The sequence below is a fragment of the Pelagicoccus enzymogenes genome (genome assembly GCF_014803405.1).
Classification (GTDB): domain Bacteria; phylum Verrucomicrobiota; class Verrucomicrobiia; order Opitutales; family Opitutaceae; genus Pelagicoccus; species Pelagicoccus enzymogenes.
In genome coordinates this window covers 49,890-75,156 of sequence record NZ_JACYFG010000036.1, presented here as the reverse complement: position 1 = coordinate 75,156, position 25,267 = coordinate 49,890, and the positions used below count along the sequence as shown (strand labels likewise).

The 25,267-nt window shown below is 57.3% G+C and carries 25 protein-coding genes; 16 read left to right on the top strand and 9 right to left on the bottom strand.

The genetic code is table 11. The features are described from left to right. Positions 1 to 116 precede the first annotated feature (116 nt). Positions 117 to 2,933, top strand: coding sequence for a rhamnogalacturonan acetylesterase (locus tag IEN85_RS24430; protein ID WP_224772611.1), 2,817 nt, complete (start codon positions 117 to 119; stop codon positions 2,931 to 2,933). Between the two features lie 695 nt (positions 2,934 to 3,628). Here IEN85_RS24430 and IEN85_RS12690 read toward each other — a convergent pair. Next, complete coding sequence (locus IEN85_RS12690; RefSeq protein WP_191617458.1) at positions 3,629 to 5,614, bottom strand: alpha-L-arabinofuranosidase C-terminal domain-containing protein; 1,986 nt, start codon at positions 5,612 to 5,614, stop codon at positions 3,629 to 3,631. A 221-nt stretch (positions 5,615 to 5,835) separates the two neighbouring features. Here IEN85_RS12690 and IEN85_RS12685 point away from each other — a divergent pair, with 221 nt between their 5' ends. The 9 genes from IEN85_RS12685 to IEN85_RS12645 all read left to right on the top strand — a co-directional run bounded on the left by IEN85_RS12685 (position 5,836) and on the right by IEN85_RS12645 (position 14,557). Further along, positions 5,836 to 6,822, top strand: coding sequence for an ABC transporter substrate-binding protein (locus IEN85_RS12685; RefSeq protein WP_224772610.1), 987 nt, complete (start codon positions 5,836 to 5,838; stop codon positions 6,820 to 6,822). Between the two features lie 233 nt (positions 6,823 to 7,055). After that, positions 7,056 to 8,579 (top strand): sugar ABC transporter ATP-binding protein, encoded by a 1,524-nt coding sequence (locus IEN85_RS12680; protein ID WP_191617457.1) that lies wholly within the window; start codon positions 7,056 to 7,058, stop codon positions 8,577 to 8,579. Beyond that, a complete protein-coding gene (locus IEN85_RS12675) occupies positions 8,572 to 9,600 on the top strand; it encodes an ABC transporter permease (protein WP_191617456.1) in 1,029 nt (342 codons plus the stop codon). Before IEN85_RS12680 ends, IEN85_RS12675 begins: the two co-directional genes overlap by 8 nt. Beyond that, complete coding sequence (locus tag IEN85_RS12670; RefSeq protein WP_191617455.1) at positions 9,597 to 10,553, top strand: ABC transporter permease subunit; 957 nt, start codon at positions 9,597 to 9,599, stop codon at positions 10,551 to 10,553. Before IEN85_RS12675 ends, IEN85_RS12670 begins: the two co-directional genes overlap by 4 nt. A 335-nt stretch (positions 10,554 to 10,888) precedes the next feature. Next, complete coding sequence (locus IEN85_RS12665; protein WP_191617454.1) at positions 10,889 to 12,190, top strand: NupC/NupG family nucleoside CNT transporter; 1,302 nt, start codon at positions 10,889 to 10,891, stop codon at positions 12,188 to 12,190. 65 nt (positions 12,191 to 12,255) lie between these two features. After that, the gene (locus IEN85_RS12660) at positions 12,256 to 12,825 is read left to right on the top strand and encodes a nucleoside 2-deoxyribosyltransferase (protein WP_191617453.1); all 570 of its coding nucleotides are present in this window, start codon (positions 12,256 to 12,258) and stop codon (positions 12,823 to 12,825) included. Between the two features lie 9 nt (positions 12,826 to 12,834). After that, positions 12,835 to 13,392, top strand: a complete 558-nt coding sequence (locus IEN85_RS12655; protein WP_191617452.1) for a GNAT family N-acetyltransferase — start codon at positions 12,835 to 12,837, stop codon at positions 13,390 to 13,392. A gap of 8 nt (positions 13,393 to 13,400) precedes the next feature. Next, the gene (locus tag IEN85_RS12650) at positions 13,401 to 13,781 is read left to right on the top strand and encodes a hypothetical protein (RefSeq protein ID WP_191617451.1); all 381 of its coding nucleotides are present in this window, start codon (positions 13,401 to 13,403) and stop codon (positions 13,779 to 13,781) included. 80 nt (positions 13,782 to 13,861) lie between these two features. Beyond that, positions 13,862 to 14,557 (top strand): hypothetical protein, encoded by a 696-nt coding sequence (locus IEN85_RS12645; RefSeq protein WP_191617450.1) that lies wholly within the window; start codon positions 13,862 to 13,864, stop codon positions 14,555 to 14,557. Positions 14,558 to 14,589: 32 nt separating this feature from the next. Here the strand turns inward: IEN85_RS12645 and IEN85_RS12640 are convergent, their stop codons facing one another. Further along, positions 14,590 to 15,429, bottom strand: coding sequence for an HDOD domain-containing protein (locus IEN85_RS12640; protein ID WP_191617449.1), 840 nt, complete (start codon positions 15,427 to 15,429; stop codon positions 14,590 to 14,592). Between the two features lie 174 nt (positions 15,430 to 15,603). On the opposite strand from IEN85_RS12640, the gene IEN85_RS12635 reads away from it, so the two are divergent. Beyond that, entirely contained in the window at positions 15,604 to 16,077 is a 474-nt protein-coding gene (locus IEN85_RS12635; protein ID WP_191617448.1) for an acyl-CoA thioesterase, read from the top strand. A 31-nt stretch (positions 16,078 to 16,108) separates the two neighbouring features. Next, complete coding sequence (locus IEN85_RS12630) at positions 16,109 to 16,564, top strand: hypothetical protein (RefSeq protein WP_191617447.1); 456 nt, start codon at positions 16,109 to 16,111, stop codon at positions 16,562 to 16,564. A 66-nt stretch (positions 16,565 to 16,630) separates the two neighbouring features. On the opposite strand, the gene IEN85_RS12625 is transcribed toward IEN85_RS12630, so the two are convergent. Together IEN85_RS12625 and IEN85_RS12620 are read right to left on the bottom strand one after the other, a co-directional pair. Next, positions 16,631 to 16,876: a hypothetical protein gene (locus IEN85_RS12625; RefSeq protein WP_191617446.1), complete on the bottom strand. Its 246-nt coding sequence runs from the start codon at positions 16,874 to 16,876 to the stop codon at positions 16,631 to 16,633. Positions 16,877 to 17,048: 172 nt separating this feature from the next. Beyond that, a complete protein-coding gene (locus IEN85_RS12620; RefSeq protein WP_191617445.1) occupies positions 17,049 to 18,068 on the bottom strand; it encodes a glutamine synthetase beta-grasp domain-containing protein in 1,020 nt (339 codons plus the stop codon). Between the two features lie 185 nt (positions 18,069 to 18,253). Between IEN85_RS12620 and IEN85_RS12615 the strand changes: the two genes are divergently transcribed. Genes IEN85_RS12615 through IEN85_RS12605 form a run of 3 tightly spaced genes read left to right on the top strand, consistent with a single transcriptional unit; the run spans position 18,254 to position 19,812 of the window. Continuing rightward, positions 18,254 to 18,700, top strand: a complete 447-nt coding sequence (locus IEN85_RS12615; protein WP_191617444.1) for a BUD32 family EKC/KEOPS complex subunit — start codon at positions 18,254 to 18,256, stop codon at positions 18,698 to 18,700. Further along, positions 18,678 to 19,535 (top strand): PP2C family protein-serine/threonine phosphatase, encoded by an 858-nt coding sequence (locus IEN85_RS12610; protein WP_191617443.1) that lies wholly within the window; start codon positions 18,678 to 18,680, stop codon positions 19,533 to 19,535. Before IEN85_RS12615 ends, IEN85_RS12610 begins: the two co-directional genes overlap by 23 nt. Positions 19,536 to 19,539: 4 nt before the next feature. Beyond that, positions 19,540 to 19,812 carry a glutaredoxin domain-containing protein gene (locus tag IEN85_RS12605; RefSeq protein WP_191617442.1) on the top strand — a complete coding sequence of 91 codons (273 nt, stop codon included), beginning with the start codon at positions 19,540 to 19,542 and terminating at the stop codon, positions 19,810 to 19,812. A 252-nt stretch (positions 19,813 to 20,064) separates the two neighbouring features. Here the strand turns inward: IEN85_RS12605 and IEN85_RS24685 are convergent, their stop codons facing one another. Continuing rightward, positions 20,065 to 20,199, bottom strand: coding sequence for a hypothetical protein (locus tag IEN85_RS24685; protein WP_263597535.1), 135 nt, complete (start codon positions 20,197 to 20,199; stop codon positions 20,065 to 20,067). Between the two features lie 31 nt (positions 20,200 to 20,230). On the opposite strand from IEN85_RS24685, the gene IEN85_RS12600 reads away from it, so the two are divergent. Next, positions 20,231 to 20,536: a hypothetical protein gene (locus IEN85_RS12600; protein WP_191617441.1), complete on the top strand. Its 306-nt coding sequence runs from the start codon at positions 20,231 to 20,233 to the stop codon at positions 20,534 to 20,536. 230 nt (positions 20,537 to 20,766) lie between these two features. On the opposite strand, the gene ilvB is transcribed toward IEN85_RS12600, so the two are convergent. The 4 genes from ilvB to queA form a co-directional block, all read right to left on the bottom strand. Then, positions 20,767 to 22,548, bottom strand: a complete 1,782-nt coding sequence (gene ilvB / locus IEN85_RS12595; protein WP_191617440.1) for a biosynthetic-type acetolactate synthase large subunit — start codon at positions 22,546 to 22,548, stop codon at positions 20,767 to 20,769. A gap of 39 nt (positions 22,549 to 22,587) precedes the next feature. Then, positions 22,588 to 23,592, bottom strand: coding sequence for an acetyl-CoA carboxylase carboxyltransferase subunit alpha (locus tag IEN85_RS12590; protein WP_191617439.1), 1,005 nt, complete (start codon positions 23,590 to 23,592; stop codon positions 22,588 to 22,590). Between the two features lie 103 nt (positions 23,593 to 23,695). Further along, entirely contained in the window at positions 23,696 to 24,073 is a 378-nt protein-coding gene (locus IEN85_RS12585) for a tetratricopeptide repeat protein (protein WP_191617438.1), read from the bottom strand. Between the two features lie 60 nt (positions 24,074 to 24,133). Further along, the gene (queA, locus tag IEN85_RS12580) at positions 24,134 to 25,207 is read right to left on the bottom strand and encodes a tRNA preQ1(34) S-adenosylmethionine ribosyltransferase-isomerase QueA (RefSeq protein WP_191617437.1); all 1,074 of its coding nucleotides are present in this window, start codon (positions 25,205 to 25,207) and stop codon (positions 24,134 to 24,136) included. Positions 25,208 to 25,267 lie beyond the last annotated feature (60 nt).

Sequence of the window (25,267 nt, the reverse complement as noted above, 5' to 3'; positions counted from 1 at the left end):
GCCAGCTATAAATGTTTACAGTCCGACAACTGTAGTTGCTGGAGATCGTGCTCATCTGACTGTACGGGATTGCTCAGTTGGATTAGGCGCGGTAGCTCTGTCTAACTCTAGCTCCTATGATTTTCAGCAAGTCTTCGTACCCCCTGCGTTTGTTGGGACTGTTATCTCTCGGCGTCGCCACCCTCGCGTCCCTTTGCCTTGCTCAGGACCCATCGGAAAAGTTGCCTCGCATCTTCGTGGCGGGCGATTCCACGGCGGCGGCCGGTGACGGCACGGATCGGGTGGGATGGGCTGCTCCGTTTGCGGAGTTCTTCGATGCGGAGAAGGTAGAGGTGCAGAATCGAGCCCGGGGCGGTCGCAGCAGTCGGACCTTTATCACGGAAGGCCTTTGGGACGACTTGCTGCAGGAAGTGGAAGTGGGCGACGTGGTGTTGATCCAATTTGGCCACAACGATGGAGGTGCGATCAATCGCGAGCCGGAAGGCTCCAACCGCCCGCTGCGGGCCCGTGGAAGTTTGCCGGGGCTTGGCGATGAAAGCGAAGAGATTCTCAACGCGGTTACTGGCAAGCGGGAGATTGTCTACACCTACGGCCACTACATGCGTAAGATGATTGCGGATACGCGGGAAAAAGGGGCGACTCCTGTATTGCTCTCGCTGACCGCTCGCAACCTTTGGAAAAACGGTCGCCTGGAGCGCGGATCCGGAAAGTATGGCTATTGGACCTACCTGCTCGCCAAGGAATTGGACGTGCCTTTTATCGACATTACCAACCCCGTGGTGGATCGCTTCGAGCCCTTGGGGAGTAAAGAAGCTCTGGATGTGTATTTTCCAAAGGACTACGTGCACACTGGACCGGAAGGAGCATTGGTCAATGCCGAGACCGTTGTGGCGGGCCTGAAGGGACTGCGTCCGAATCCCGTCGAAGGATGGCTGTCGGAGAAGGGGGAGGCGGTGGAGCCGGATACCTTGTCATGGCTGAAGCTCCCCATCCCGGCCGACAATCAAAAGCCGACAGTTTTCCTTATCGGCGACTCCACGGTGCGAAACGGCCGTGGAGACGGCTCCAACGGGCAATGGGGCTGGGGCGCTTTCTTGGATCTTCATTTCGACGAATCGAAGGTGAACGTGGTCAATCGAGCGGTGGGCGGCTTGAGTAGCCGTACCTTTTTCACCGGTCCTTACTGGCCGCGGGTGAAAGGGATGATGAAGGAAGGCGACTTCCTGATCATGCAGTTCGGGCACAATGACAACATCGCCCTCAACGACGCCAAGCGAGCGCGGGGAACGATCAAGGGAATTGGCGAGGAAACGGAAGCCATCGACAACATGCTTACCGGCAAGCACGAAGTCGTTCACACCTACGGTTGGTACCTGCGGCAGTACATCCAGACTGCCGAAGCTATGGGAGTGACGCCGATCGTTTGTTCCCTGGTTCCCAGAAAGTCTTGGAACGAGGAGGGGAAGATCAATCGCAGCGTAGGCAGCTATCGCGACTGGGCAGAGCAAGTGGCTGAGCAGGAAGGCGTTTCTTTCGTCGATCTCAACAGCTTGGTTGCGGACAAGTACGACGCTTTGGGCAAGAAAGCCGTGGATCCCCTTTTTGGAGACGCCCACACCCATACGAGTTTGGAGGGTGCAATCCTAAATGCTCAGTGCGTGGCCGAAGGCTTGCGGGCTCTGGAGCCTAATCCCCTCGCTGCCTATATGACGGTAAGCCTCGCCGGCGGGAACGTTTTGCGTTTTAGCTTCGACCCCGCCGCGACTCGTAGAGGCGATATCGAAGTGGCCTCGGACCAATCCTATGATCAGGAAAGTGGATACGGATATGATTTGGGTACAAGTCCGGAATCGGCTAATGGTGCGTACTATTTTTCCGTCTCCGCGGAAGATGGAAACTATCGTTTGGAAATCGAATTTGGAGACGAGCAAAGCGCTTCGTCGAATACGGTGAAGGTCGAGTCGCGCCGCCTGCTGCTGGAGAAGGTCGATACCAAGCCGGGTGAGTTCGTGACGCGTAGTGTAGTCGCCAATACTCGTAACGAGAAGTTGGTACCTCCGGAAAAGTTCGCCCCTGGCGGGACGGCGGTCGTGCTCAATGAGCGAGAAATCGGCAAGCTGCACTGGGACGATAAGCTAACAATCGAATTCAACGGATCCGCTCCAAGCGTTCGTTCCATCCGTATCGAACCGGCGGCAGTACCCACCGTTTACTTGGTGGGAGACTCCACGGTCACGGACCAACCGTACGAGCCGGCAGCTAGCTGGGGGCAGATGTTGCCGCGCTTTTTCGAAGGCGAAATAGCGGTCGCTAATCATGCTGAGTCTGGCGAGACCATGAAGTCCTTCATGACAGGGCTCCGCCTTGCCAAGGTTTTGCAGGATATGAAGGAGGGGGACTACCTTTTTATCCAATTCACGCACAACGACCAGAAGCGCCAGTGGCCGCAGACCTACGTAGAAGCAAATTCCACCTACAAGGCCTACCTCAACGTTTTGATTGCGGAAGCCCGCTTGCGAGGAGCGACTCCAGTGCTTGTCACTTCCATGGAGCGGCGTAGATTTGACGAAAAAGGGAAGATTGTGAGCACGCTCGGGGACTACCCGAAGGCGATGCGGGAGGTCGCCAAGGCGCAAAAAGTGTCGTTGATTGATCTGCAGCGCATGAGCGTCATGCTTTACGAGGCCCTTGGCGAAGAAGACGCTCCCAAGGCCTTCAGCGCGGGGGGCAAGGACGCGACCCACCACAACAACTACGGAGCCTACCAGTTGGCGAAGTGTGTAGTGCAAGGGATCGTCGACGCCAAGCTGCCGCTCGCGAAACACATCATTGACGATTTCGAGGGCTACGATCCAAAGCGTCCTGACGATGTGGATACGTTCGAAATGGCAGCGAGTCCATTCAGCAGCGACCTCGCTCCGCTAGGGAATTGAAGCTAGCGACGAGGGCTCGCCAGTGCCGTTGTTCAAATGGGCTTATGCGGGTGACGGCCTTGTTCAACGCTATTGCCGGCTGGGTCCGTCTGGGCGTTCGATTGAATGAGCAACAGCGACGCGTCGTTCGTCGGGGCTGAAGGGTTTGCCCAAAACGAAGTTGGCGCCAGCCTCCATGAACTTTTCTAGCTTTCGTTTGCACGTGGGCGGTCTGGACCAAGGTTGGGGGCTGGATTCCCACCTTTGAAATTTGGGATTTCTCTTAGTCTCGCTGAAACGTTTGGAACTCTCGTCCATCGTACCGGTTCAGCCCATTGGCGGTGCCGACCCGGAGATAACCCAATTCATCCTAGATGATATTTTAAGGAACTCGCTGATAGCCCAGTTGCCGAATCCAGTGTCTCGAAACGAAGGTTCTTCAGCTCAAGAAAGTTTTCTGCCTTCAGCAAAACAGCGAAGTATGGGGCGAGCAGAGCTATGGTTGAGCACGTCTGAAAATGGATACTGGGTGGGGGCATTATTGGCACGAAACATCTAGCCCTTCGCCAATGGTGTGTAAGCGTGTAGCTAGGAGGAGCCTAGCGTGGTATCCGTCCTTTCATCGAAGACTTGTTGGATCGAGGCTCCGGCAGCTTGCATGAAAAACGCCTCCCGGCTGGGAGGCGTTGGTAGGTGAGGGAAACTGCAGGCCGCTCTTAAAGCTCGATGCGGTAGAGGACGGAGCTAAGGGCGGGGGCCTTGATGCCTTGACGGGGATTGCCGTTGCTTTCTAGGGCATCGACTTGGCGTTCCTTGCCAGGGGCGTTGCGGGCGCGGTGGTCTGGCCCGGTGATGGTCCAAATAGTGGCTCGGGTGGGCAGGTCAAGGCCGTTGAGGTCGAGGGTGGCGGCCTTGTCGGTGGGGTTGACCACGCTTATGGTGAGGACTTTGCCGTCTTCCGACTTGGAGGCGGCGACGTCGAGGTGTCCGTGCGCGTCGACGGGCAGCTGCACGGGAATGGGCTGCCACTGGGCTCGGTAGAGCTTGAGGGCGATACCGGTGGTGGCGAATTCGGCTTCTGTCTTGGAAGTCTTGATACAGCCGATGACGTTGACGGTTTGGGCGTAGTTGGCGATTTGGATGAGATCGCTTTGGCGGTAGAATTCGTGCAGGGCGACGACGGTGCCGAGGGCGTCCTTGAGGTCGTAGACGCAGCCGAGTTCGCCATACTGGTAGTCGCGATGCCAGTAGTTCCACTCGTCCATGGCGATGGGCATGGTCTTGCCTTTGAGTGCCTCGATCTCGGGTTGGAGGCGGCGGTGCTCGTTGGTGATGCGGCGGATTTGGTCGCGCATGAGCACGACGTGCTCGAGGGTGGGCAATTCGCCTTGCTGGGTCCAAGGGGTTTGGCCGGAGTAGAAATGTTCGGAGATCATTTCCATGTGGTCGGCGGACTTTTCCATCATACCGACGGACCAGAGCTTGTTGGCCTCGGCTTGGGCGGGATCGTGATCCTTGTTGATCTGGTCGACGGCGCCGACTCCGATTAGAACGAGCTCGTCGTCCACGGCTCGCATAGCGTCGGCGACTTCGTTGTGCTTGAGAACGTAATGGTCGAGCTGCATGAAGCCGAGCTGCCAGGGGCCCCACATTTCGTTGCCGACGCACCAGTACTTGACGTTGTAGGGCTCGTAGTTGCCGTTGTCGACCCGCCACTGGCCGCCGATAGTATCGCCGGTAGCGTTGCAGTACTCGACCCACTGGGCGGCGGAATAGGCGTCGCCGAAGCCGGTGTTGGCGGCGATGGTGGGCTCGGTGCCGATTTCGCGGCAGAAGTCGATGAACTCGTCGGTGCCGAAGTCGTTGTGCTCGATGCCGGTCCAGGCTGGGTTTTTACGTGGAGGGCGGCGGTCGCGGTCGCCTATGCCGTCGCGCCAGTTGTAGCCGGAGACGAAGTTGCCGCCCGGCCAGCGGTAGATAGGGGAGTCGAGCTCCTTGAGGAGTGCGAGAGTATCGGCCCGCATGCCGCGGATGTTGTCAGCGGGCATGAGGGAGAGGGTGCCGACCAGGACGTGCCCGGAGGTGACCCCTACGGTGAGGCTCGCCTTGTCGCTGTCAGTGGAGGCGGTGAAGGTGTAGGGAAATTTTTGATACTCGCCTTCCGGCACGGTGAAGGTCGCGCTCTGGGCGTTCTTGCCTTGGGCGTTGGGGGATAAGCTGACTTCCACGGTGCTGCGTTCGGAGCCGGCGTTGCGCAGCCAAATGTAGCCGTCGTAAGATTGCCCGGAGACGATGGCGAGGTCGTGCTGGCGGATGGCGGTGCCGGCGGCAAGGGCGGGGGTGTACTGGCCGACGAAGGATTCGGCGGTGGTCATTTGCAGCCCAGTGGGGGCACCGAGGATTTGCCAAGGCGAGGCGCCGACCACGGGAAACTGGGTGTCTTGCAGGCTTTTGTAGGGATTGTAGTCTTCGGTTATGGGGAAGTAGAACTTGCGATCCTCCAGCATTTCGGCCCAGATTCCGCCGTAGACGCAGCGTCCGAGGTGCTCGATAAATTGCCCGTAGATGAAAGGGTTGATGGGGTCTCCCGTGTGGTCGAGGTCGATGGAAATAGGGGACGGGGATTCGTGGTGGTTGGGGTATGCCATGGGACTAAGCGCAGCCACTCCAAGGACCGCGAGGGTTTGGGTCAGTCGGTTCATTGCTGGTATTGGTTCGGTATAAGGGTAGGTATCGAAATCGCTCGCGAGCGTTCGACTGTAACCAATAAGCGCGCAAGCGTTGCAACCGCCAATTTAACAGAGGCTTTACTGTTAAGTAATTCTCGGATTGGATGTATGCGGAGGTGGAAGCACTCTGGTTTCACCGTCGCCGCTTCCTATTTGGCGATCTACCCTTACAATACCAACCCTGACCTTAAGTAATGAACTTTCGTCTTTTTGGCCTCGTGCCCATGCTAACTCGTTTTGTTGCACCCTCGCTGATGCTGGCGAGCGTTTTTCTCTCCGGCTGCGGAGGCGGTGGTGACTCCGCCGAAAAGAAGTTGAAAATTGGTTTCGCCCAGGTGGGTGCGGAGAGTGTTTGGCGAACGGCCAACACGGATTCCATGCAGAGGGAAGCAGCCAAGCGCGGCGTGGACTTCAAGTTCTCTTCGGGCGAGGGCAAGCAGGAGAACCAGATCCGAGCGATCCGCAGCTTCGTGGCCCAGGGAGTGGACTTGATCATTCTCTCTCCTATCGTGGAAACGGGATGGGACCCTGTCTTGAAGGAAGCCAAGCGCGCAGGCATCCCCGTTCTCTTGATGGACCGCGAAATCGAAACGTCTGACGAGTCGCTTTATGCGGCCTTCATCGGTTCCGACTTCGTGGAGGAAGGACGTCTAGCGGCGCGCTGGATGGTAGAGAACGTGAAGGGCGACAACGTGAAGATCGTGGAGCTGGAGGGGACTCCTGGTTCGGCTCCAGCCATCGACCGTCAAACCGGTTTCCGCGAGATCGTGGACAAGCACAGCAATTTCAAGATCATCGAATCGCAGAGCGCTAACTTCCGTCGCTCCGACGGCAAGGACTTGATGGAGTCCTTGCTCAAGCTGCACAGCGAGATCGACGTGGTCTACGCCCACAACGACGACATGGCGCTGGGGGCCATCCAAGCTATCGAGGCAGCGGGCTTGAAGCCTGGCAAGGACATCGTGATCATCTCGATCGACGCTATCAAGGAGGCGTTCGAAGCGGTGGTTGCAGGCAAGATCAACTGCATCGTCGAGTGCACGCCGCTCTTCGGCCCCTTGGCTTTCGACATGGCGGAAAAGATTCTTAACGGCGAGCCCTATGAGCGTCGCGTGGTCATGAAGGACAAGGTGTTCGACCAGACCAACGCGGCTGCCGCCATCGACTCTCGCATGTACTAAGATTTAGGATACGGGAGGATAGTGAATGCGATATGCCAGGGTTGTTGGTTCTTGGCCTTTCGCCTCGGAGGCATGCTCCCTCATGTGGGGGAGATCGACCTTAACCGCGTGACAGCCGCGGGATTCTGGACGAGACTTCGGGGCGTCGCGTACCTCGATTCCCGTGGGGAATCTGCGACAGATCGCGTGACAAGCACGCTCCCACAATAACTCGGCAGACAAACATTTCAATTATGAGTAACCACGCGACTCCCCTTCTTAAGGTCAGCGGGCTTTCCAAGCGTTTTGGAAGCGTGCAGGCTTTGTCCGACGTGAGCCTCGAATTGCGAGCGGGAGAAATCCACTCCTTGCTGGGCGAGAACGGGGCGGGCAAGTCGACCACCATCAAGTGCATCACAGGAGTGCACCGCCCGGAAACCGGGACGGTTGAGCTCAACGGCCAGGAAATTGCCCCGCGCAGCCCGCGCGAGGCTGAGCTGATGGGAATCGGTACGGTTTATCAGGAAGTTAATCTGCTGCCGAATCTTACGGTGCTGGAGAACATCGTGCTCGGCCGCGTGAAGACCAGCGCTTGGGGCAAGATCGACTGGAAGGATGCTCGCAAGCGGGCCAAGTCGGCCTTGAGCAAGCTGGAGATGGATATCGATTTGGACGCGACGCTTTCCACTCTGCCGGTTGCCATGCAGCAACTGGTGGCTTTGGCCCGGGCTTTGGAGGTGGATTCCAAGGTGTTGATTTTGGACGAGCCGACGGCGAGTTTGGACGAGGCAGAAGTCGAAAACCTGTTTCGCGTGATGAATCTGCTGCGCGACAAGGGGATAGGGATCATTTTTATTACGCACTTCCTGGATCAGGTTTTCCGCATGAGCGATCGCATGACGGTGTTGCGTAACGGACGTTTCATCGCTACGCGGGAAGCCAAGGGATTGAGCAAGCAGGACTTGCTACAAGACATGCTCGGCAAAGCGTTCGAGGAGATGCAAAGCCGCGGAGACGCCTTGGATGCGATTGCCGCGGATCGGGCCCAGCGGGAAACTCAACTCGAAGTGCGTGGTCTCGGGGCCCCGGGGATGATCGATTCGGTGGATCTCGAGCTGCGGCAAGGCGAGGTCGTCGGACTTGCTGGCTTGCTTGGTTCAGGCCGCACGGAATGCGCCCGCTTGATCTTCGGAGTCGACAAGGCGACTACTGGGACGGTGGACCTGAAAGGGCGCAGCATAAAGCAAGGTGTACCCAGCGAATCGATACGCGAGGGAATTATGTTAGCGTCCGAGGATCGCAAGGCAGAAGGAATCTTTCCTAACCTTACGGTTCGCGAAAATATGATGATCGCTCTACAGTCGCGTCGAGGGGCCTTGAATCCGGTGCCGCGCGAAGAACAGGACGCCATTGCGGAAAAGTACATCAAGGCGATGCGTATCAAGACTTCCGGGCCGGAGGCGAAGATCAAGGAGCTGTCCGGCGGCAATCAGCAAAAGGTGCTGCTGGCGCGCTGGTTGGCGGCGGAGCCGAAGGTGTTGATTTTGGACGAGCCGACGCGTGGCATCGACATCGGCGCTCGGGCGGAAATTGAGAAGCTCATCGAAACGCTAAGCGAAGATGGGCTCAGCATGATTATGATTTCATCAGAAATGGACGAAGAGGTTCGTTGCTGTCACCGTGTGTTGGTGCTGCGTGACCGGAAAGTGATCGGGGAGTTGCAGGGTTCTGCGATCTCTGAAAGTGAAATCGTGAGGAAGATCGCAGACCATGAGTGAGGCAGCAGAACCGACGGTATCGAAAAAGTCGCTACGGGACAATCCGCTAGTGTGGCCCTTGGCGGGCTTGGCGTTGGTCATCGCCTTCAACTTGGTGACGGGCCCCGAGTTTTTCTCGGTAAGCGTGCGCGACGGGCATCTTTACGGAAACTTGGTGGACATCTTTAGCCAAGGGGCTCGCGTCATGCTTTTGGCTTTGGGCATGACCCTTGTGATTGCCACGGGAGGAGTTGATCTCTCGGTCGGTGCCGTGATGGCTATAGGCGGAGCCTTGTGCGCGACGTTAGTGACCAACATGGGCTACGGACTTTATGCGGCTTTGCCTATCACCTTGCTGGTGGTGGGAGCCTTGGGATTCTTCAACGGAGCCATGGTGGTGGTGGGCAAGATTCAGCCCATCATTGCAACTTTGATTCTCATGGTCGCGGGACGGGGTGTTGCCTTGCTCATCACCGATAGCGATGTGGTGAAGATTCAGAACGAGGCCTTCTTGTATTTGGGAAAAGGTTACATCCTTGGAGTGCCTTTTTCGCTTTGGTTGGTAGCGGCGGTGTTCGTTGTCATGGCCATTTTGATTCGGAAGACGGCGCTAGGTCTGCTGATCGAAGCGGTGGGCGACAACGAACACGCGAGTCGATTCAGCGGTATCGAAGCGGGTCGGCTCAAATTGATCGTTTACGCGGTTTGCGGTGTTCTTGCGGGCATGGCTGGAGTGCTGGACGCGGCTTCGGTGAGCGCGGCGGACCCCATGCGGGTCGGCGAGCTTAAGGAGCTGGACGCGATTTTTGCGGTTGTGATTGGCGGTACGGCTTTGACGGGGGGGCGTTTCTTGCTCTTCGGATCCATCTTAGGCGCGATTTTGCTGCAGGCCCTTACTTTGACATTGTATAACGCGGGAGTGCCAGCGGCCGTTGCTCCGGTGCCCAAGGCGATCGTGATCGTGGGCGTTTGCCTGCTGCAGTCGGATCGTTTCCGCAAACAGATTTCCAACATTATCAAGATCGGAGGAAAGGCGTCATGAAGATTTCGCTACGATCCAATCCGCTATATGCAACGATCGGCGTACTGGCGTCGCTCTTCGCAATCGCGTCGTTCAGCTACGACGGCTTCTTCTCGCTTCGCGTCATCGCGAATCTGTTTACGGACAGTTCGTTCCTTGGAGTTACGGCTCTGGGAATGACGGTGGTAATTCTGTCGAAAGGCATCGACCTCTCGGTCGGTTCGGTCATCGGCTTCACAACAATTTTGGTAGCCTACCTCGTGCAGGATGCTGGGGTTTCGGTGCCGGTCGCTTGGGGTATCGCCTTGGTCGTGGGTGTCCTCTTTGGAGCGGGTATGGGAGCCTTGATCGTGCTCTACGATTTGCCTTCCTTTCTTGTGACTTTGGGCGGCTTGTTCTTCGCCAAGGGGATGGGCTTCGTGATCAGCAGCAGCTCGATCGGCATCCAAAACGGTTTCTACGATGCTGTACTCAATTTTCAGATACAGGTAGGCCCAGGCGCTTACTTGGGAGCGGGAGCATTGGCCTTTATCCTGTTTTTCGTGTTTTGTCTCTACTTGCTGAAGTGGACTCGATTCGGGCGCTACGTTTACGCAGTTGGCGGCAATGAGGATTCGGCTCGTCTGATGGGCTTGCCAGTAGATCGGGTGAAGATCGGCGTTTATGCGTTCAACGGCTTCTGTTCGGCGTTTGCAGGGATCTTGACGACGCTCTACATGGGTAGCGGCAATCCGTTGACAGGCGTAGGCATGGAGCTCGACGCCATCGCGGCGGTGGTGATCGGCGGAACGTTGCTGACAGGCGGCATCGGCGGAGCGACGGGTACTTTGCTTGGGGTACTGACCTTCGCGGTAATCCAGACCATCTTGAACTTCGACGGTCGCTTCAAGCCGGCCTTCTTGCGTATTGCCATCGCAGCCTTGCTGCTCGGCTTCATTCTGACGCAACGGGCGTTGGCTCGCGGCAAGGATTGATTGAGGGCTGACAGGAATGCATTGGTTTCGCCCTAGCCGCGATGTGAGCGGGAGTGGTGGTATGCTGATCCTGCAGCGCTGACGACGCGGAGGTCGTCCCTCCATTTTTGCTCGAACGGGAGGGACCGGTGCCACCCGGTCCGTATTGCAGGTTCTGTTTTTCCAGCAGAGTTTGAGCGAGGCTTAACAAGGAGGCACGGCAATGCGTGTGGGCGTAGCTGACGCCCGCGGAGCGGCCGTCCCACCTTTGGAGAGGAGGGCTGGATTGTTACGTTGTGGAATAGGGAGGCTTTAGCATTGCGGGCAGGTGGCATTGAACGCAGAAAGGGGCCCCGATGGATACGCTTTTGACGCTTCTTCGGGCTGTAGTGGGTGTGGTCGGCTTGTTGGCTTTGTGCTGGTGGTTGAGCGAAGACCGGAAACGGGTGAACTGGAAGCTGGTGTGCATCGGTATCGCGCTGCAGTTGGTTTTGGGACTGATGATCCTCAAGGTACCGCTGTTCCATGCCGCTATGGAGGGCGTTTCGGGGTTCTTCAACCGCTTGGTCGGTTTCAGTGACGAAGGAGCGGCCATGGTGTTTGGCTCCATGCCGACGGATGTGCCGGTGTTTGGCATCGCTTGGACGGTGCTGACAGCCATCGTCTTTTTCTCGGCCTTTTCGGCAATCCTCTATCAACTCCGGATTCTGCAGGCGATCGTGTTTGGTTTTGCCTGGCTCTTGAGCAAGGCTTTGAAGCTCTCCGGTGCGGAGTGCTTGGCGGCGGCGGCGAACGTATTTATCGGACAAACGGAGGCGCCCTTGGTGGTGAAGCCCTACTTGGCGAGGATGACGCGCTCGGAAATCAATTCTTTGATGACGGGTGGGATGGCCACGATCGCAGGCGGGGTGCTGGCGATCTACATGCGGCAACTCGGTGGCGACGACGAGGCGGCGCGGATCGCTTTTGGCAAGCATCTCCTGACGGCTTCCATCTTGAGCGCCCCGGCGGCGATGGTGGTGGCTAAGATCATCGCTCCGCAGACTCAAGATGTGGACGGCCAAGTCGCCTTTCCCAAGGAAAAGGAGTACGAGGGCTTGCTGGATGCGGCGACCAAGGGAACTTCGGATGGCTTGAAGCTGGCGCTCAACGTGGGGGCGATGCTGGTGGCGTTCACCGGCTTAGTGGCTTTGCTCAACTACATTATCGGAGCCTGGCTAGGAGAATGGACGGGTTTGAACGCTTGGGTGGCTTCTGTCACCGAAGGGCGTTTCGAAGCGTTCAACTTTAGTTTTCTGATTGGCGTGGTGAGCGCTCCTTTTGCCTGGTTGCTGGGGGTGCAAAGCGAGGATTTGTTGATTGTCGGGCAGCTGCTAGGCGAGAGGTTGGTTTTCAACGAGTTTTTCGCCTACCTGCACATGTCTCAACTGAAGGACGCTGGGGTGCTCACAGACGGCCACTCCATCTTGGTCCTGACTTACGCCTTGTGCGGTTTTGCGAATATCGCTTCCATCGGGATACAAGTGGGCGGGATTTCTGCCTTGGAAAGAAGCCAACGGCCGAATCTCTTGCGTTACGGATTTCGCTCATTGCTTGGCGGTATGGTCGCGTGTTATCTGACTGCCATTGTCGCGTCATCGATTCAGGGCAGTATCTGAGTTCGATATTATATGGAAAGCGCAAGCACCGCGGCATATGGAGGTTTGAAGTTTGATCGAGTTATATGAATAGGAAAAAAGTATACCTAGCGGGCGGCCTGTTTGACCTGCGTCACCTTGCGGGCAATGCGAAGCTCGGCGAGCAAGTCGGAGTTCAGTCAGGCGGGCGTTACGAAGCGTATTTGCCGCAGGACTACGAACCCGAGTCTCTGGGCGCGAAGGCGATTCGCGACAGCGACTTCAAGGGGTTGCTCGATTGTGATGCGGCGATATTTCAATATGACGGCACTGAGTTGGACTCTGGTACGGTGGTAGAGTTTATGGCGGCGAAGTTTGCGGATATTCCGAGTTTGCTGCTACGAACCGACTTTCGTCGAGGCGGCGATCGTAACGAAGAGCCTTGGAATCTGATGTGTAGTTTTTATCCGCGTACGGTATCGCTGGTAGCGGATGCAATGCACTTGTATGTGGAAAGTGGGCACGAACAGTGCGGAGGTGTCCTTGCGGCGGACAAGGCCTTCGTGACGCTCGGCAAGCGGGTCGTTGAAAAGTTGGACGAAGTGATGGCGCTGCCACCGGTCGACCTCGAAGGGGTAAGTCGACGCGAGGGCTTGGAAAAATTGTTAGGAGTTTAGGGAATGGTGGTGGTTCAGAAAACGCGACTTGGATTTTCTCGTGAGAGGGCGGGACAGCTTTTCCGGCTATGGGGTGACGTTTGGCCGGAAGCGGTCGAGGGCCCGTTGGAGGAAAGCCTTGAGCATTTCTTTCTCGACCGATCTGCGGACGAGCGAGGGCAAGCGGGGAGCGAACGGTTTCACTTGATCGAAGGGGACGCGGAAATTTTGGCTGTGGCTCGGAGCTTTGTCAGGTACGTCAAGTTTGACGCGGACGATGGGCAATGGCCAGTGTTGGCTCTGGCTGGCGTCTGTTCCAGTCCGGACAAGCGAGGCCGCGGATTTGGCCGCTTGGTGGTGGAAGATGCGTTTTCCCGGCTCGGACCCAAACTTCCTTGGTGCTTGTTCCAGACGGGAGTTCCGGAGTTCTACGAGAAGTTGGGAGCGGTGCGGGTTGACAACGCGTTCTTCAATTCGGATGCGGAAGACACGCAAGCGAACCCGTGGTGGGACCCGCATGTGATGGTGTTGAGCGCCCAGGAGAAATGGCCCGAGGGACGGGTTGACTTGTGTGGGCCTGCCTATTGATTGGGGCTATGGGGCGTAACTACATCGAAAAGCGAGTTATCAAGGCAGGCATCGCGCTGTGCGAGCGTCGTATCGATATGAAGGGTACGCCGATTACAGCAGACGATCTCAAGGACATCGAAGTGAAGACCTTTTCGCCAGTGTTGCAGGGCTTTTACATCGTGGTGGGATTGGCTTTTGCTGTATTCGGAATTTGGGTTCAAATCGAAACGCGAAGCATGATTCAATCAATCTTGCCGGTATTGTTTGGTGTTGGAAACGTAGCCTTCGCCTTGCATGGCCGCCCACGCAAAGTGCGGGAGATGGAGGGCGACTTGAACCTGATGGACCTGACCGCGGAGATCGTGCAGCGATTTGTTTCCAAGATGGATCCGAAGAGCAAGGAGTAGCCAGTGGCGGCTAAGTTGTTTGCAATCGACCGAGGGCTGTCTTTGAGTCGGAGGGTTTTCTATTTTCAGAGAGTCGATTTATGAAGGTTCACACCATTGAGATAGCCAGCGCGATCGAGCAAGAGCTGAAGAGCTTTTTGAAGGATTGGGGCGGCGGCTATCCGATGAAGTTCACGCGCTTCATCGATACGGGCGGGCGGCAAACGGATCTCTATGTCTATACCGCTGAACCGGGAGCGTCGCCTTGGATGATCGTACGCATCAAGTGCGTGATGAAGTCGGACCAGGGGGAGTGTATTCAGGTCTTTGTGAACGTAGCGGGCAAGCCGACCGCTCATGAGGAGACTTTGGTTTCGCCGGAGGTCTGGAAGTTGCCGGCTTTGGCGGACCGAGTTTTGACTTTCGCCAAGAACGACATGCTCGCAAAAGTTGCGGAAGGCGGGGATTCGCTGCCTGAGGGGGGCGGAGCGGGCAACTTGGGTTCCGGTTCCAAGGGCGAATTAGGAGAAGGCACTTCGAGCGACGACGATGAGGACTACGACGACCTCGATACCGCGGGCATTCTCGCTGGAGACGGTGGCGGAGCCAGCATGGATTTCAATCCGGAGGACGTGATCGCTCAGGCGAATTCAGGTAGCGAGGATGACGTCGACCCGAGCGACTTGATTGCCCAGATGAACGCTGAGGGCGAGGGAAGCGATGGTGACGACGTTGACGATCCGAGTTCCTTGATCCAGCAGATGAACGAAGAGTCGGACGAGGAAGAGGACAAGTAGCCGCAGCCCGGGTCATGCCCAGTTGGCAGCGTTCAGAAGCTGGCGACGACGCGATCGAGGGACGACTTGATCTCGGCGACGCTTTCTTTGAATTCGTCGACCGACAAGCCAGTGCGCGGCAGGTGATCTTGCCAGTTCTTCCAGTAGGAAGACTCGCCGTGCAGTCCTTTGCCGATGCGTTCCGCGATGCAGTTCGATAGGTTCAGCAAGTGGATGAGCGGGAAATGCCTTTGAGCCTCCTTGGGGGTGTATTGGTGTTGGATGGTTTGGCAGGTCTCCTCGGTGAAGTTCCAGGAGAGCAGGATGAATCCGGCCACGTTCGGGTTCGTGATTCCGAAGTTGTTTTGCTCCCAGTCGATGAGCGGCAGGTTAGATTCCGTATTGTAGCCCGGATACTGAGGGTCGTCTTTGACGCAGTAATCCAGGACCATCTTGCCCATGTTGCGCAGTAGCCCGATGGTGTAGGCTTCTTGGTCGTCGAGTCCGACCTTGCGGGCCATTACTTCCATGCCGATGCCGCAAGCGAGCGAGTTTTCCCACAGCTGGGAGCCGGAGATGTTGTACACGCGGTTGTGCTCGGCGAAAAGTTGCTGGGAGGCGGCGAAGCCGACGAGCTTGAAGAGCTCACGGAAACCGATGCGGTTGATGGCTTCGTCGAGGGTGTCTACGGAGGTGCCGAGGGAGTAGAGCGCGCTGTTGCTGAGGCGCAGCACGCTGGCGGTGAGGGCGGAGTCGGCATTCACCAGATCCGTGATGTCGCAAAGGTCCGTCATCGGATCACGCAGCAGCTTGCTCAATTTGCCGAAGATGCGTGGAGAGGAGGGCAGCAGTTTAGCGGCTTCCTTGAGCTCGGCGGGAGAGATTGTGTTCATCGGTGGCACTAGGGCTGATTAATCGGCGAAGAGCGCTTTATCTGTAGGTGAAGAGGAGAGGGATTGCTCTCAAAAATCGCAATTTGTGGGGACATTTACGAATTGGGTAAATTGTTGGGGGAGCCCGGGAGGATGGCCTTGAGTTTTAGCGGCGAGCGGGGATGCTTCCCGGCTATGGCTTTCGACTACGTTCTAGAGCGGGAACTTGCTTTCAATGAGACGGATATGGCGGGTATCGCCCACTTCTCAAATTTCTTCCGTTGGATGGAAGTCGCGGAGCATGGTTTCTTGAAATCCCTCGGAGTTGATCCCGTGGTGCAGGATCGGGACAAGTTCTGGGGCTGGCCGCGCGTGAGGGCGAGCTGCGAGTACCATTCGCCCCTGCGTTATGGCGATTGCTTCGAGGTGCATTTGTTCGTGAAGGAGATCAAGCAGAAGTCGGTGGTCTACTTTTTTCGAATTCGTAAACGTGAGGCGGACGGCAGCTACATCGCGGTAGCGAGAGCGGAAATGACCTCGGTCTACGCGGGCTTCGACGTGCCGAGCCAGTCCATGGCTGCCTTGGATCTCGAGCAGGACCTGCTCGGAAAGCTGGAGGAAGCGCCGGCCGAGCTGATGAAGTCGGCTCGCAACCAGCGTCCTGCTTGAAATGGAGGAAAGGCCTCAGGTTTCGGGCGCGGTGAGTACGCTTTCGCAACTAAGCGCTTGGAGCTTAGTGGTCTTTGGGGGATTGAGCTTGCTGTTGGTCTGTTTCTCCTGGAATTGGGCAGGGGCTTTGATCGGCATCGCTCTGCTGGGACACGGCATTGTGGAAGCCCGGCTTCGCGGACGATTTTTGCAAAATGGGCAGCGCGAGACGGGGAAAGGCTTGGCGTGGAATCAAATGGCCCTGTCCGCTAGCGTGCTGCTCTACCTTGCTTGGCAAGCGCTCGCCATCGATCGGGCGGAATTAGATGCCATGTTTGCGAGAGATCCGCTGCGGAGCTTGCTGCAGCAGATGCCGCCCGAGGTTGCGGATATGTTAAACCGGGACTTTCCGAAGCTGCTCGCCGGCGCTTACGGCATTGCGGGCTTGCTCGTGCTGCTGGGCTGCTTGGGGATGGCCTTAATGTACCTGAAGGCGGCGCGGAGATAGGGGGATCGGTTTGGCGCAGCGAGCGAGTCGCTCTGAGGGCGGTCGCGCAGCGGTCCTAGCGAAGCTCTAGAACTTGCGGCCGCGGGCTTGGATGATCTTGAGGTGCTGGGCTTGCACCTTGCCGCGTTGGAACTTGTTTTCGGCAAGCTCGTTAACGGTGTCCCAGTCTTCCTCGTCCGGCGTGAATTCCTCCCACTGCTCGAAGCGGCCTGCCTGGCGATGAAAGGTCAGCTTGTTTCCGAAGATTCGGGCTTCGATCTTGAGCTTGCCCAGCTCCGGGTCGCGTTTGTTCCATCCTATGGCTCGTGGCATGCGGGGGATTGAGCGCAACTCTTTTGCGGGGGACAACGAGAAAAAGAGGATCCAGGGGAAGCTATTGAGGTGGAAGGCGAAGGATGCTTGTCGGGAGTCGAGAAACGAAAAGCGGCTCCCTTGTTCGGGAGCCGCTGAAAGTTGCAAGAGTGTGTCCTGAGCCGAGAGGGCTTTACGAAGTTGGAACCTCTGCGATCGTCTTGAGGACGCGAGAGCAGATTTGGTATGGGTCGCCTTGCGAGTTTGGACGGCGGTCTTCGAGGTAGCCCTTGTAAGCGTCGTTCTTGACGAAGCTGTGTGGCACGCGGATGGAAGCTCCACGGTCAGCAACACCCCAAGAGAACTTGTCGATGGACTGTGTTTCGTGGAGACCGGTGAGACGGAGGTGGTTGTCTGGACCGTAAGCTGCGATGTGCTCGTCCTTGTTCTTTTCGAAGGCATCCATGAGCTTGAGGAAGTACTCCTTGCCGCCAACTTCGCGCATGAACTTGGTGGAGAAGTTGCAGTGCATGCCGGAACCGTTCCAGTCGCCTTGGAAAGGCTTACAGTGCCACTCTACGTCGATCTCGTACTTTTCGCAGAGGCGCATGAGGAGGTAGCGAGCTGCCCAGATGTCGTCCGCGCAGTTCTTGGAACCCTTGGAGAAAACCTGGAATTCCCACTGGCCCTTGGCGACTTCGCCGTTGATGCCTTCGTGGTTGATGCCAGCTGCCAAGCAAAGGTCGAGGTGCTCTTCAACGATTTCGCGAGCGATGCTGCCAACGTTTTGGTTTCCAACGCCACAGTAGTATTCACCTTGTGGGGATGGGTAGCCGTCCTTTGGCCAACCGAGTGGACGTCCGTCTTCGTAGAGGAAGTACTCTTGCTCGAGACCGAACCAGGTGTCCTCGTCGTCGATGATGGTCGCGCGGTGGTTGCTTGGGTGTGGCGTTTCGCCATCTGGCATCATAACTTCACAGAGAACGATGTAGGCATTGTCTCCGCGAGCTGCGTCTGGGTAAAACTTTACTGGCTTGAGCACGCAGTCAGAGCTGCTGCCTTCCGCCTGTTGGGTCGAGCTGCCGTCAAAGCCCCAGAGAGGGAGATCCTCGATGGTCTTGGGCGCTTCGTTGCCGAGGCGGGTTTTTCCACGAAGATTTGGCACGGGCGTGTAGCCGTCGAGCCAGATGTATTCGAATTTATATTTAGCCATAGATTTTTGATTATCGTATAGGGTTTGGAAGTCCCGGTTAGGAGTGGCAATTCCGTAGGAGTGGCGCCGCCATGGGACGGGTTCCGAAATCAGCAAAAGGTATGCCTAGTTTCAACAAATTTTACTTTTACCTTTCAAATAATCGATACCGTTCACACTTTTAGAAGCAAAGCTCAAATTCGATCATGCAAGAGATCAAAGATACGCAAAGGGCGGAAGTCCACATCGGCTTCGACGGTCGCGTCCACAAGAAGTACAAAGGGCAGTTGGCCAAGGAGCGTTACGAGAACGAGGTGCGGGTTCTTAAGTACTTGGAGGAGAAAGGCTGCGATTTCGTGCCCAAGCTGCTGGAGGCTCATCCGGATCAGCTCTACATCGTGACCACGAACTGCGGAAACATCGTGCACAAGATCAGCAAGGAGAAGGAGAAGTCGGTTTTCGCCGCTTTGGAGGCCTTCGGAGTGCGGCACGACGACGCGTTCATGAGAAACATTACCTACAGTCCTCACTTAGGAAAGTTTTGCGTGATCGACTTCGAGTTTGCAGTGATTTTGGAGACAGGCGAAGGCCTGACCATCAAGGAGGCCGAAGAGGCCAGAGGCGGCGATTATGAGCGAAAAGTCGAAGACTGAAAACGAGGACGAAAAGGAAGAAGCGCTATCGCTTTCTTGGACGGGATTGACCCATCCGGGGCGTTACCGGAAGAACAATGAAGATGCCTTCTTGGCAGTTACCTTCAATTCCGAAGGCATGCAGTATCTGGGCAAGAGCGGCACGGCGGACATGGATCGCGGTGACTTCGTTTTTGCGGTCAGCGACGGGATGGGAGGTGCGAACGCCGGCGAGTTCGCGAGTCGCGTTGCGGTACAGAAAATAGCAGAGCTTCTGCCCAAGACCTTTAAGCTGGGAGCCTATGGCTTGCAGCGAGGCTTTACGGACATCTTGACCGAGCTTTTTCAACGTATCCACAAGGAAATGACGCAAATGTCGGTCTACTACGAGGAATGTCGCGGCATGGGCGCGACCTTGAGCCTCGGATGGATGTCGCCAGGCTGGATGCATTTCTGCCACATTGGCGACAGTCGCATCTACTATTTCCCAAAGGACGGCGGTAGTCGTCAGCTCACCGAGGACCACACGCATGTGGGCTGGCTGTTTCGGTCGGGCAAGATCAACGAACGCGAAGCTCGCACGCATGGCGAACGCAATTTGCTGCAGCAGGTTTTGGGCGGAAAGTGCCTCAAGATCGATCCGCAAGTTGGCTCGGTAGGCATCGAGTCGGGCGACCGTTTCGTTTTTTGCTCGGATGGCGTCACGGACGGAATCTGGGATCGTCGCGTGGAGGAACTTATTCGCAACCCGCCGCCGCGTTTTGCTGACTTGCAACCAGCGAATCGCCTGGTGCAAGACGCGCTCGAGGAATCGGGGCGCGACAATATCACGGCAGTCGTAGTGGAGGTTCAGTAGCCCAATGAAGCAGGTAGAAGTTTATGGCAGCCAGCTTTGCCCTTATTGCCACAAGGCCAAGGCCTTCCTGAAAAAGCACAAGATCCCTTTCAAGTGGAAGGAAGTCGCGATGGTAGCTGGCGTGAAATTGCCTACCAGCAACTTCAAGGAGATGAAACGTCGCTCCAGCGGACAGACGACTGTGCCGCAAATTTTCGTAGACGGGAAGCATTACGGAGACGAAGATACGCTTTTCGCGGACGAACGTAGCGGCAGGTTGGATACAGTCTTCCGGTAGGCAGGGCCGTCGCCTTTGGAACCCGTGAAGCGGTAGCTCAAGATTTTTGAGATGTCTGCGGAGGTTTCATTCGGATAGAGGTCCAAGCCGTGATCGGCGGGTTTGGCCTGCCCCGCCCAGTTCGGAGGCGGCATAGAGCCGACGAAACCTTGCCTTCGAGGAAAAGTGAGGTATTTCAGTTGGCATGGCGTCGGATTCTCTAAGCGCGTGGAAGCGATTCAAATCTAAGCCCTACTGGCTTGTCCCGTTGAGTTACTTGTTGCTGGGAGTTGTTTGGATTGCGGCATCGGACTTCGTTGTGGAGGCGCTTGCTCCGAACGCGGCCACGCTGAGCTTCTTGCAGACGATCAAAGGGTGGGCTTTCGTTTTGGTGTCGAGCGCTCTCATCTATTTTTTAACTCGTAGGTCGTACAACGATATGAAGGCTTCCGAGGATACGAAGCGGGAGCTATTCCGCAGCACCGTGAGCGCTTCGGACCACATCTTGTTGAACTATCTGAACCAGATGCAGATGGTTCGAATGGAGGCAGAGGAGTGCGAAGGATTCAGCAGGGAGGTACTGGAACTCTCGGATCAGATCAGCAAGGAGACGGTGGAGGAATTGAAGAGTCTTGAGAATTTGAATACAGGATCTGCCGAGGATATCGACGCATTTATCGAGCGAAGGATCAGGGAGGCGAGGGAAGCTGTAGAAAAGTCAGTCAAGGGGGAGGAGGAGAGCTAGTCGCCTTGAGAGAGGCAAGTTAGAGAAATTCTAAGCAGAAACGGTGGATGTGCTTTGTTTCTCATTCGCTCGAGAGGGGCTGGAGATCCCTAATCGAATATCCTGCATTGCGGCGTGGCGCGAGCGCCAGCCCTACGCTCGAGAGGGGGCTCTCCGCTTAATGGTGACGAAGTAAAAAAGCCGCTCCTCGTTGGGGAAGCGGCTTTGAAATCTGGATACGTTTGGCTCGTTTAGCGGACGATCATCTGGTCGACGGTACCGCCGGCGGGGATCATTGGGAGCACGTGCTCGTCGTAAGGGGTGATGATGTCGAGTACGAAGGCTTCCTCGCTGTCGAGCATCTCCTGGATCGCATCCCGCAGCTCGCTCTTCTTGTGCACGCGGCGACCGGGAAGACCGAAGCCTTCAGCGATCTTGACGTAGTCTGGATAGAGTCCGCCGAGATTTTCGGGAGTGCCGATATTGTTCTCGTCGCCGAGTATGGTGTTGCCGCGAACGCTGTTGTAGAAACGGTCTTCCCACTGTACCACCATGCCCAGGTGCTGGTTGTTGAGGATCATGGCCTTAGCGGCGATCTTCTCGATCTTGGCGGTGGCGAGTTCTTGCACGTTCATCGCGAAGGAGCCGTCGCCGTCGATGTCGATGACGTGGCGTTCCGGGCGAGCGACCTTGGCTCCGAGGGCGGAGGGGTAACCGTATCCCATGGAACCGAGTCCGAGGGAGGAGATGAGGCTACGTGGGTGGTTGAAATCGTAGAATTGGGCGGCGAACATCTGGTGTTGGCCGACGCCTGTGGTGATGATGGCTTCGCCCTTCGTGAGCTCCATGAGCACCTCGACGGCGTGCTGCGGTACGATGTGTTCGCTCTCGTTGTAGGAAAACGGGTAGTCGCGCTTCCATTCCGCGCACTGGTTTTGCCAAGCTTCGAGGTTTGGTTTCTTGAAACCCTTTTGGTCCATCAACTCGTTCATGCGGCCGAGGGCGTGCTTGATGTCCGAGACGATGGGGTGGTGGACGATCTTGTTCTTGTTGTGCTCGGAGGGATCGACGTCGATGTGGACGATCTCTGCTTGTGGCGCGAATTTGGATACTTCGCCGGTGATGCGGTCGTCGAAGCGAGCTCCGAAAGTGAGGAGCAGGTCGCTTTGATGGACGGCCCAGTTTCCGTAGGCGGAACCGTGCATGCCGAACCACTTGAGGGAAAGCGGATGGGTTTCGGGGAAGGAACCGGCGCCCATCAGGGTCGACGCTACGGGAATGCCGGTGCGCTCCGCGAATTCGGTGAGTTCCTTGTGCGCTTCTGCCGCTACTACGCCGCCACCGAAGTAGATGACCGGACGCTTGGCGTCTTCGATGAGATTGAGCACGTTCTCAAGCTCGCGGTCGCTAGCCTTTTGGGGGAGCTTCGCTTCGCGGTAGGGAACCTCTTCGTCGCTGAGCCAAACGGGATTGACCTTGGCTTGCTGGACGTCCTTGGGGATGTCCACCACGACTGGGCCGGGGCGTCCGGTGGTGGCGATCTTGAAGGCTTCCTTCATGATCTTCGGCAGGTCATTCGGGTCGAGCACGAGGTAGCTGTGCTTGACGACGGGGAGCGTCATGCCGAAGAAGTCGGTCTCTTGGAAGGCTGCCTTGCCGATGAACTTTGAATAGACTTGGCCGGTTATGCAAACGAGCGGCGTGCTGTCCATGAACGCATCGGCGATGGCGGTCATGAGGTTGGTGGCTCCGGGGCCTGAAGTGGCCATGCAGACGCCCGCTTTGCCGGTGACGCGAGCGTACCCCTCCGCTGCGAAGGAACCGCCTTGCTCGTGGCGAGGAAGGATGGTGCGGATGTCGTCCTTGCGCTTGGCGAGGGATTGGTGCATCTCGAGCGAAGCTCCGCCTGGGTAGGCGAAGATGACGTCGACGCCTTCGCGGATCAGCGCCTCGACGACGACGTCGGCACCGTTCATTTGTTGCGTAGCAGCGGTCTTGTCAGGGGAAGGTTTGAGATCTTGATTTGCGCTCATTGTGTTTAGTTCCGGCTGTATTTGGAAAATGGATGCGACTCAGGAGGCGGCTTCTTTGATGGGCACGATCTTGCCGTCGGCGATATCTTCGTCGGTCACTCCGATTTTGCGGAAGCGAGCGTAACGTTGTTCGATGCGCTCCTCGGGGGTGAGTTTCTTGAGCTCTGCAAGCTGGGCTTCAATGGCTTCCTTAAGCGTTGCGGCAGCTCCGTCGGGGTCGTTGTGGGCGCCTCCGACGGGCTCCTTGACCACGCCGTCCACGATACCGAGCTTTTCGATTTCGGTGGCGCCGAACTTGAGGGCCTTGGCGGCTTCGGGGGCCTTGGCCCGATCCTTCCACAGGATAGCGGCGCAGCCTTCAGGGGAGATGACGGAGTAGTAGGCGTTCTCGAGGATGAGGATCTTGTTGGCGACGGCGATGCCGAGGGCTCCGCCGGATCCGCCCTCGCCGATGACGGTGGAAATGATGGGAGAGCCCATGAGGCTCATCTCGCGGAGGTTGACGGCGATGGCCTCGGATACGTGGCGTTCCTCGGAGGCGACGCCGGGGTAGGCGCCTTGAGTGTCAACGAAAGTGATGATGGGCATGTCGAACTTGTCGGCCATCTTCATGAGGCGCAGGGCCTTGCGGTAGCCTTCTGGGTAGGGGCTGCCAAAGTTGTGCTTGAGCTTTTCGCGGGTGGTGCGGCCCTTGTGTTGGGCGATGACCATGACGGATTCGCCGTTGAGGAAGGCGGTGCCGCCGATGATGGCGCGGTCGTCGCGGAAGGCGCGGTCGCCGTGCAGCTCTTGGAATCCGGTGAAGATGCGCTCGATGTAGTCGTAGGCGTAGGGGCGCTGCGGGTGGCGAGCCAGCTGGACGCGCTGCCAAGGAGTCAGGTTGCTGTAGATGGACTTCTTGGTCTCGGCTATCTTCTTCTCGATTGCCCGGATCTCCTTAGACAGGTCGATATTGTTTTCAGCGGACAGCTGGTGCAAGTGCTCCATCTGCTCGATTAGTCCGCGAAGCGGCTGTTCGAAGTCTAGTGCGTAGTTGTTGTCCATAGGCCTATCCCGTGAAAAGGGGTGGAATGTGGGTGTTATCTCGATAATGTCGAGGCTTTAACGAAGGTCGTCTGGGAGTGTGAAAATGCGTGGGTCCGAGAGCCTAGGAGAGGTCTGCTTGGTCCGCGTGGGCGTCGGGATTTTGGATTTGGTCCTTCCAGCTGGCCATGCGGGCTTGGGCTCCGAAGTGCTCGGCTTTCTCCTTGGATCCTTTTTCGAGCCAAATTCTTGAAAGGCTGGTGTTTACGTAGAGGTCGTCCGGGCGAAGCCCATGGGCTTTCTCTGCCGCTTCGAGGGCCTCGTCGTAGCGTTTCTCCGAGTAGAAGATTTCGCAGAGGGCGTGCCATGCTTCGAAGGCGTCGGGGGACTCGGCAAGGGCGGCTTGCAGCTTGGCGATGCCGGTTTCTGCGTCTCCCATAGTGAAGTCGAAGGTCGCGTCCTCGACGATGTTTGAGATCGGTGCTTTTTGGAATTCGCCCATGGGGAATGTTTATTCAGGAATTGAAAATCGTCTGCAGAGTACACGATGCGGAATCGCTTGTCAAAGGATGAGCATGGCGTCTCCGTAGCTGAGGAAACGGTATTTTCGTTCGATCGCTTCCGCGTAAATGGCTTTCAGCCAATCGATTCCGCTCGTGCCGTGGGGATCGAGAAAGGCGGATACGAGGCAGAGCAAGGTGGAGTTTGGCTGGTGGAAATTGGTGATGAGGGCGTCGACTCCGAGAAACTGTCTTGGCGGGTAGATGAAGATGGCGGCTTCGCTTACGAAGTTGCCGGGAACGATGCGGTCGCTTTTGGCGAGGTAGTCTTCGACGCTGCGCACGCTGGTGGTGCCTATGCAGACCTTGCGGCGTCCGCTGTCGTCGCGCAGGGCGGACTGGGTGGATTCCGAGATTTCGTAGATTTCGCGATGGATTTGGTGGTCCTCGATGCGCTCGGTCTGCAGCGGCTTGAAGGTGCCCATGCCCACGTGCAGGGCCAGGTCGTGAAAGGTGGCCCCTTGCGCTTCGAGTTGGGCGACGATCTTGGGGGTAAAGTGCAGGCCAGCAGTAGGGGCTGCGGCGGCTACGGATTTTTCGGCAGAGGCGTAGATGGTTTGGTATCGCTCCTTGTCGGCTTCGTCGCGTTGGTCGGACCTTTCGCGGGCGATGTAGGGAGGGAGCGGCATTTTTCCGAGCTCGTCGGCGAGAGCTGCAACGGAGCTGTGGTTGGCGAGCTCGAAGCGGACGCGGTATTCTGCGTTGTCGTTCTTTTCCTCGACGAAGGCCTGGAAGTAGCCGTCGCGAGCGAAAGAGGAGCCGACGGGAAGCTTCTTCCCGGGGCGAAGGAGGGTCCACCACTCGAGGCCGTCGTTGGAGGCTGGCCGGAGCAGCAAGCACTCGGCCGCTCCACCGGTAGGTCGCTGGGCGAAAAGCCGTGCTGGCAGGACGCGAGCGTTGTTGCGGAAAAGCGAGTCTCCGTCTCCGAGGTAATCGGGCAGGTCGGAGAAGTGTCGATGTTCGATGCGGCGCTCCTCGCGATGGACTACGAGCAGGCGGGACGCGTCGCGTTGGGCCGCTGGCTCTTGGGCGATGCGGTCCTCGGGAAGGTGGTAGTCGAAGAGAGAGCTGTCCATAGATCGGGCGAAGGTGCCGGAAGCTGTCCGGACACAAAAAAACGACCAGGGCCTTGGTCG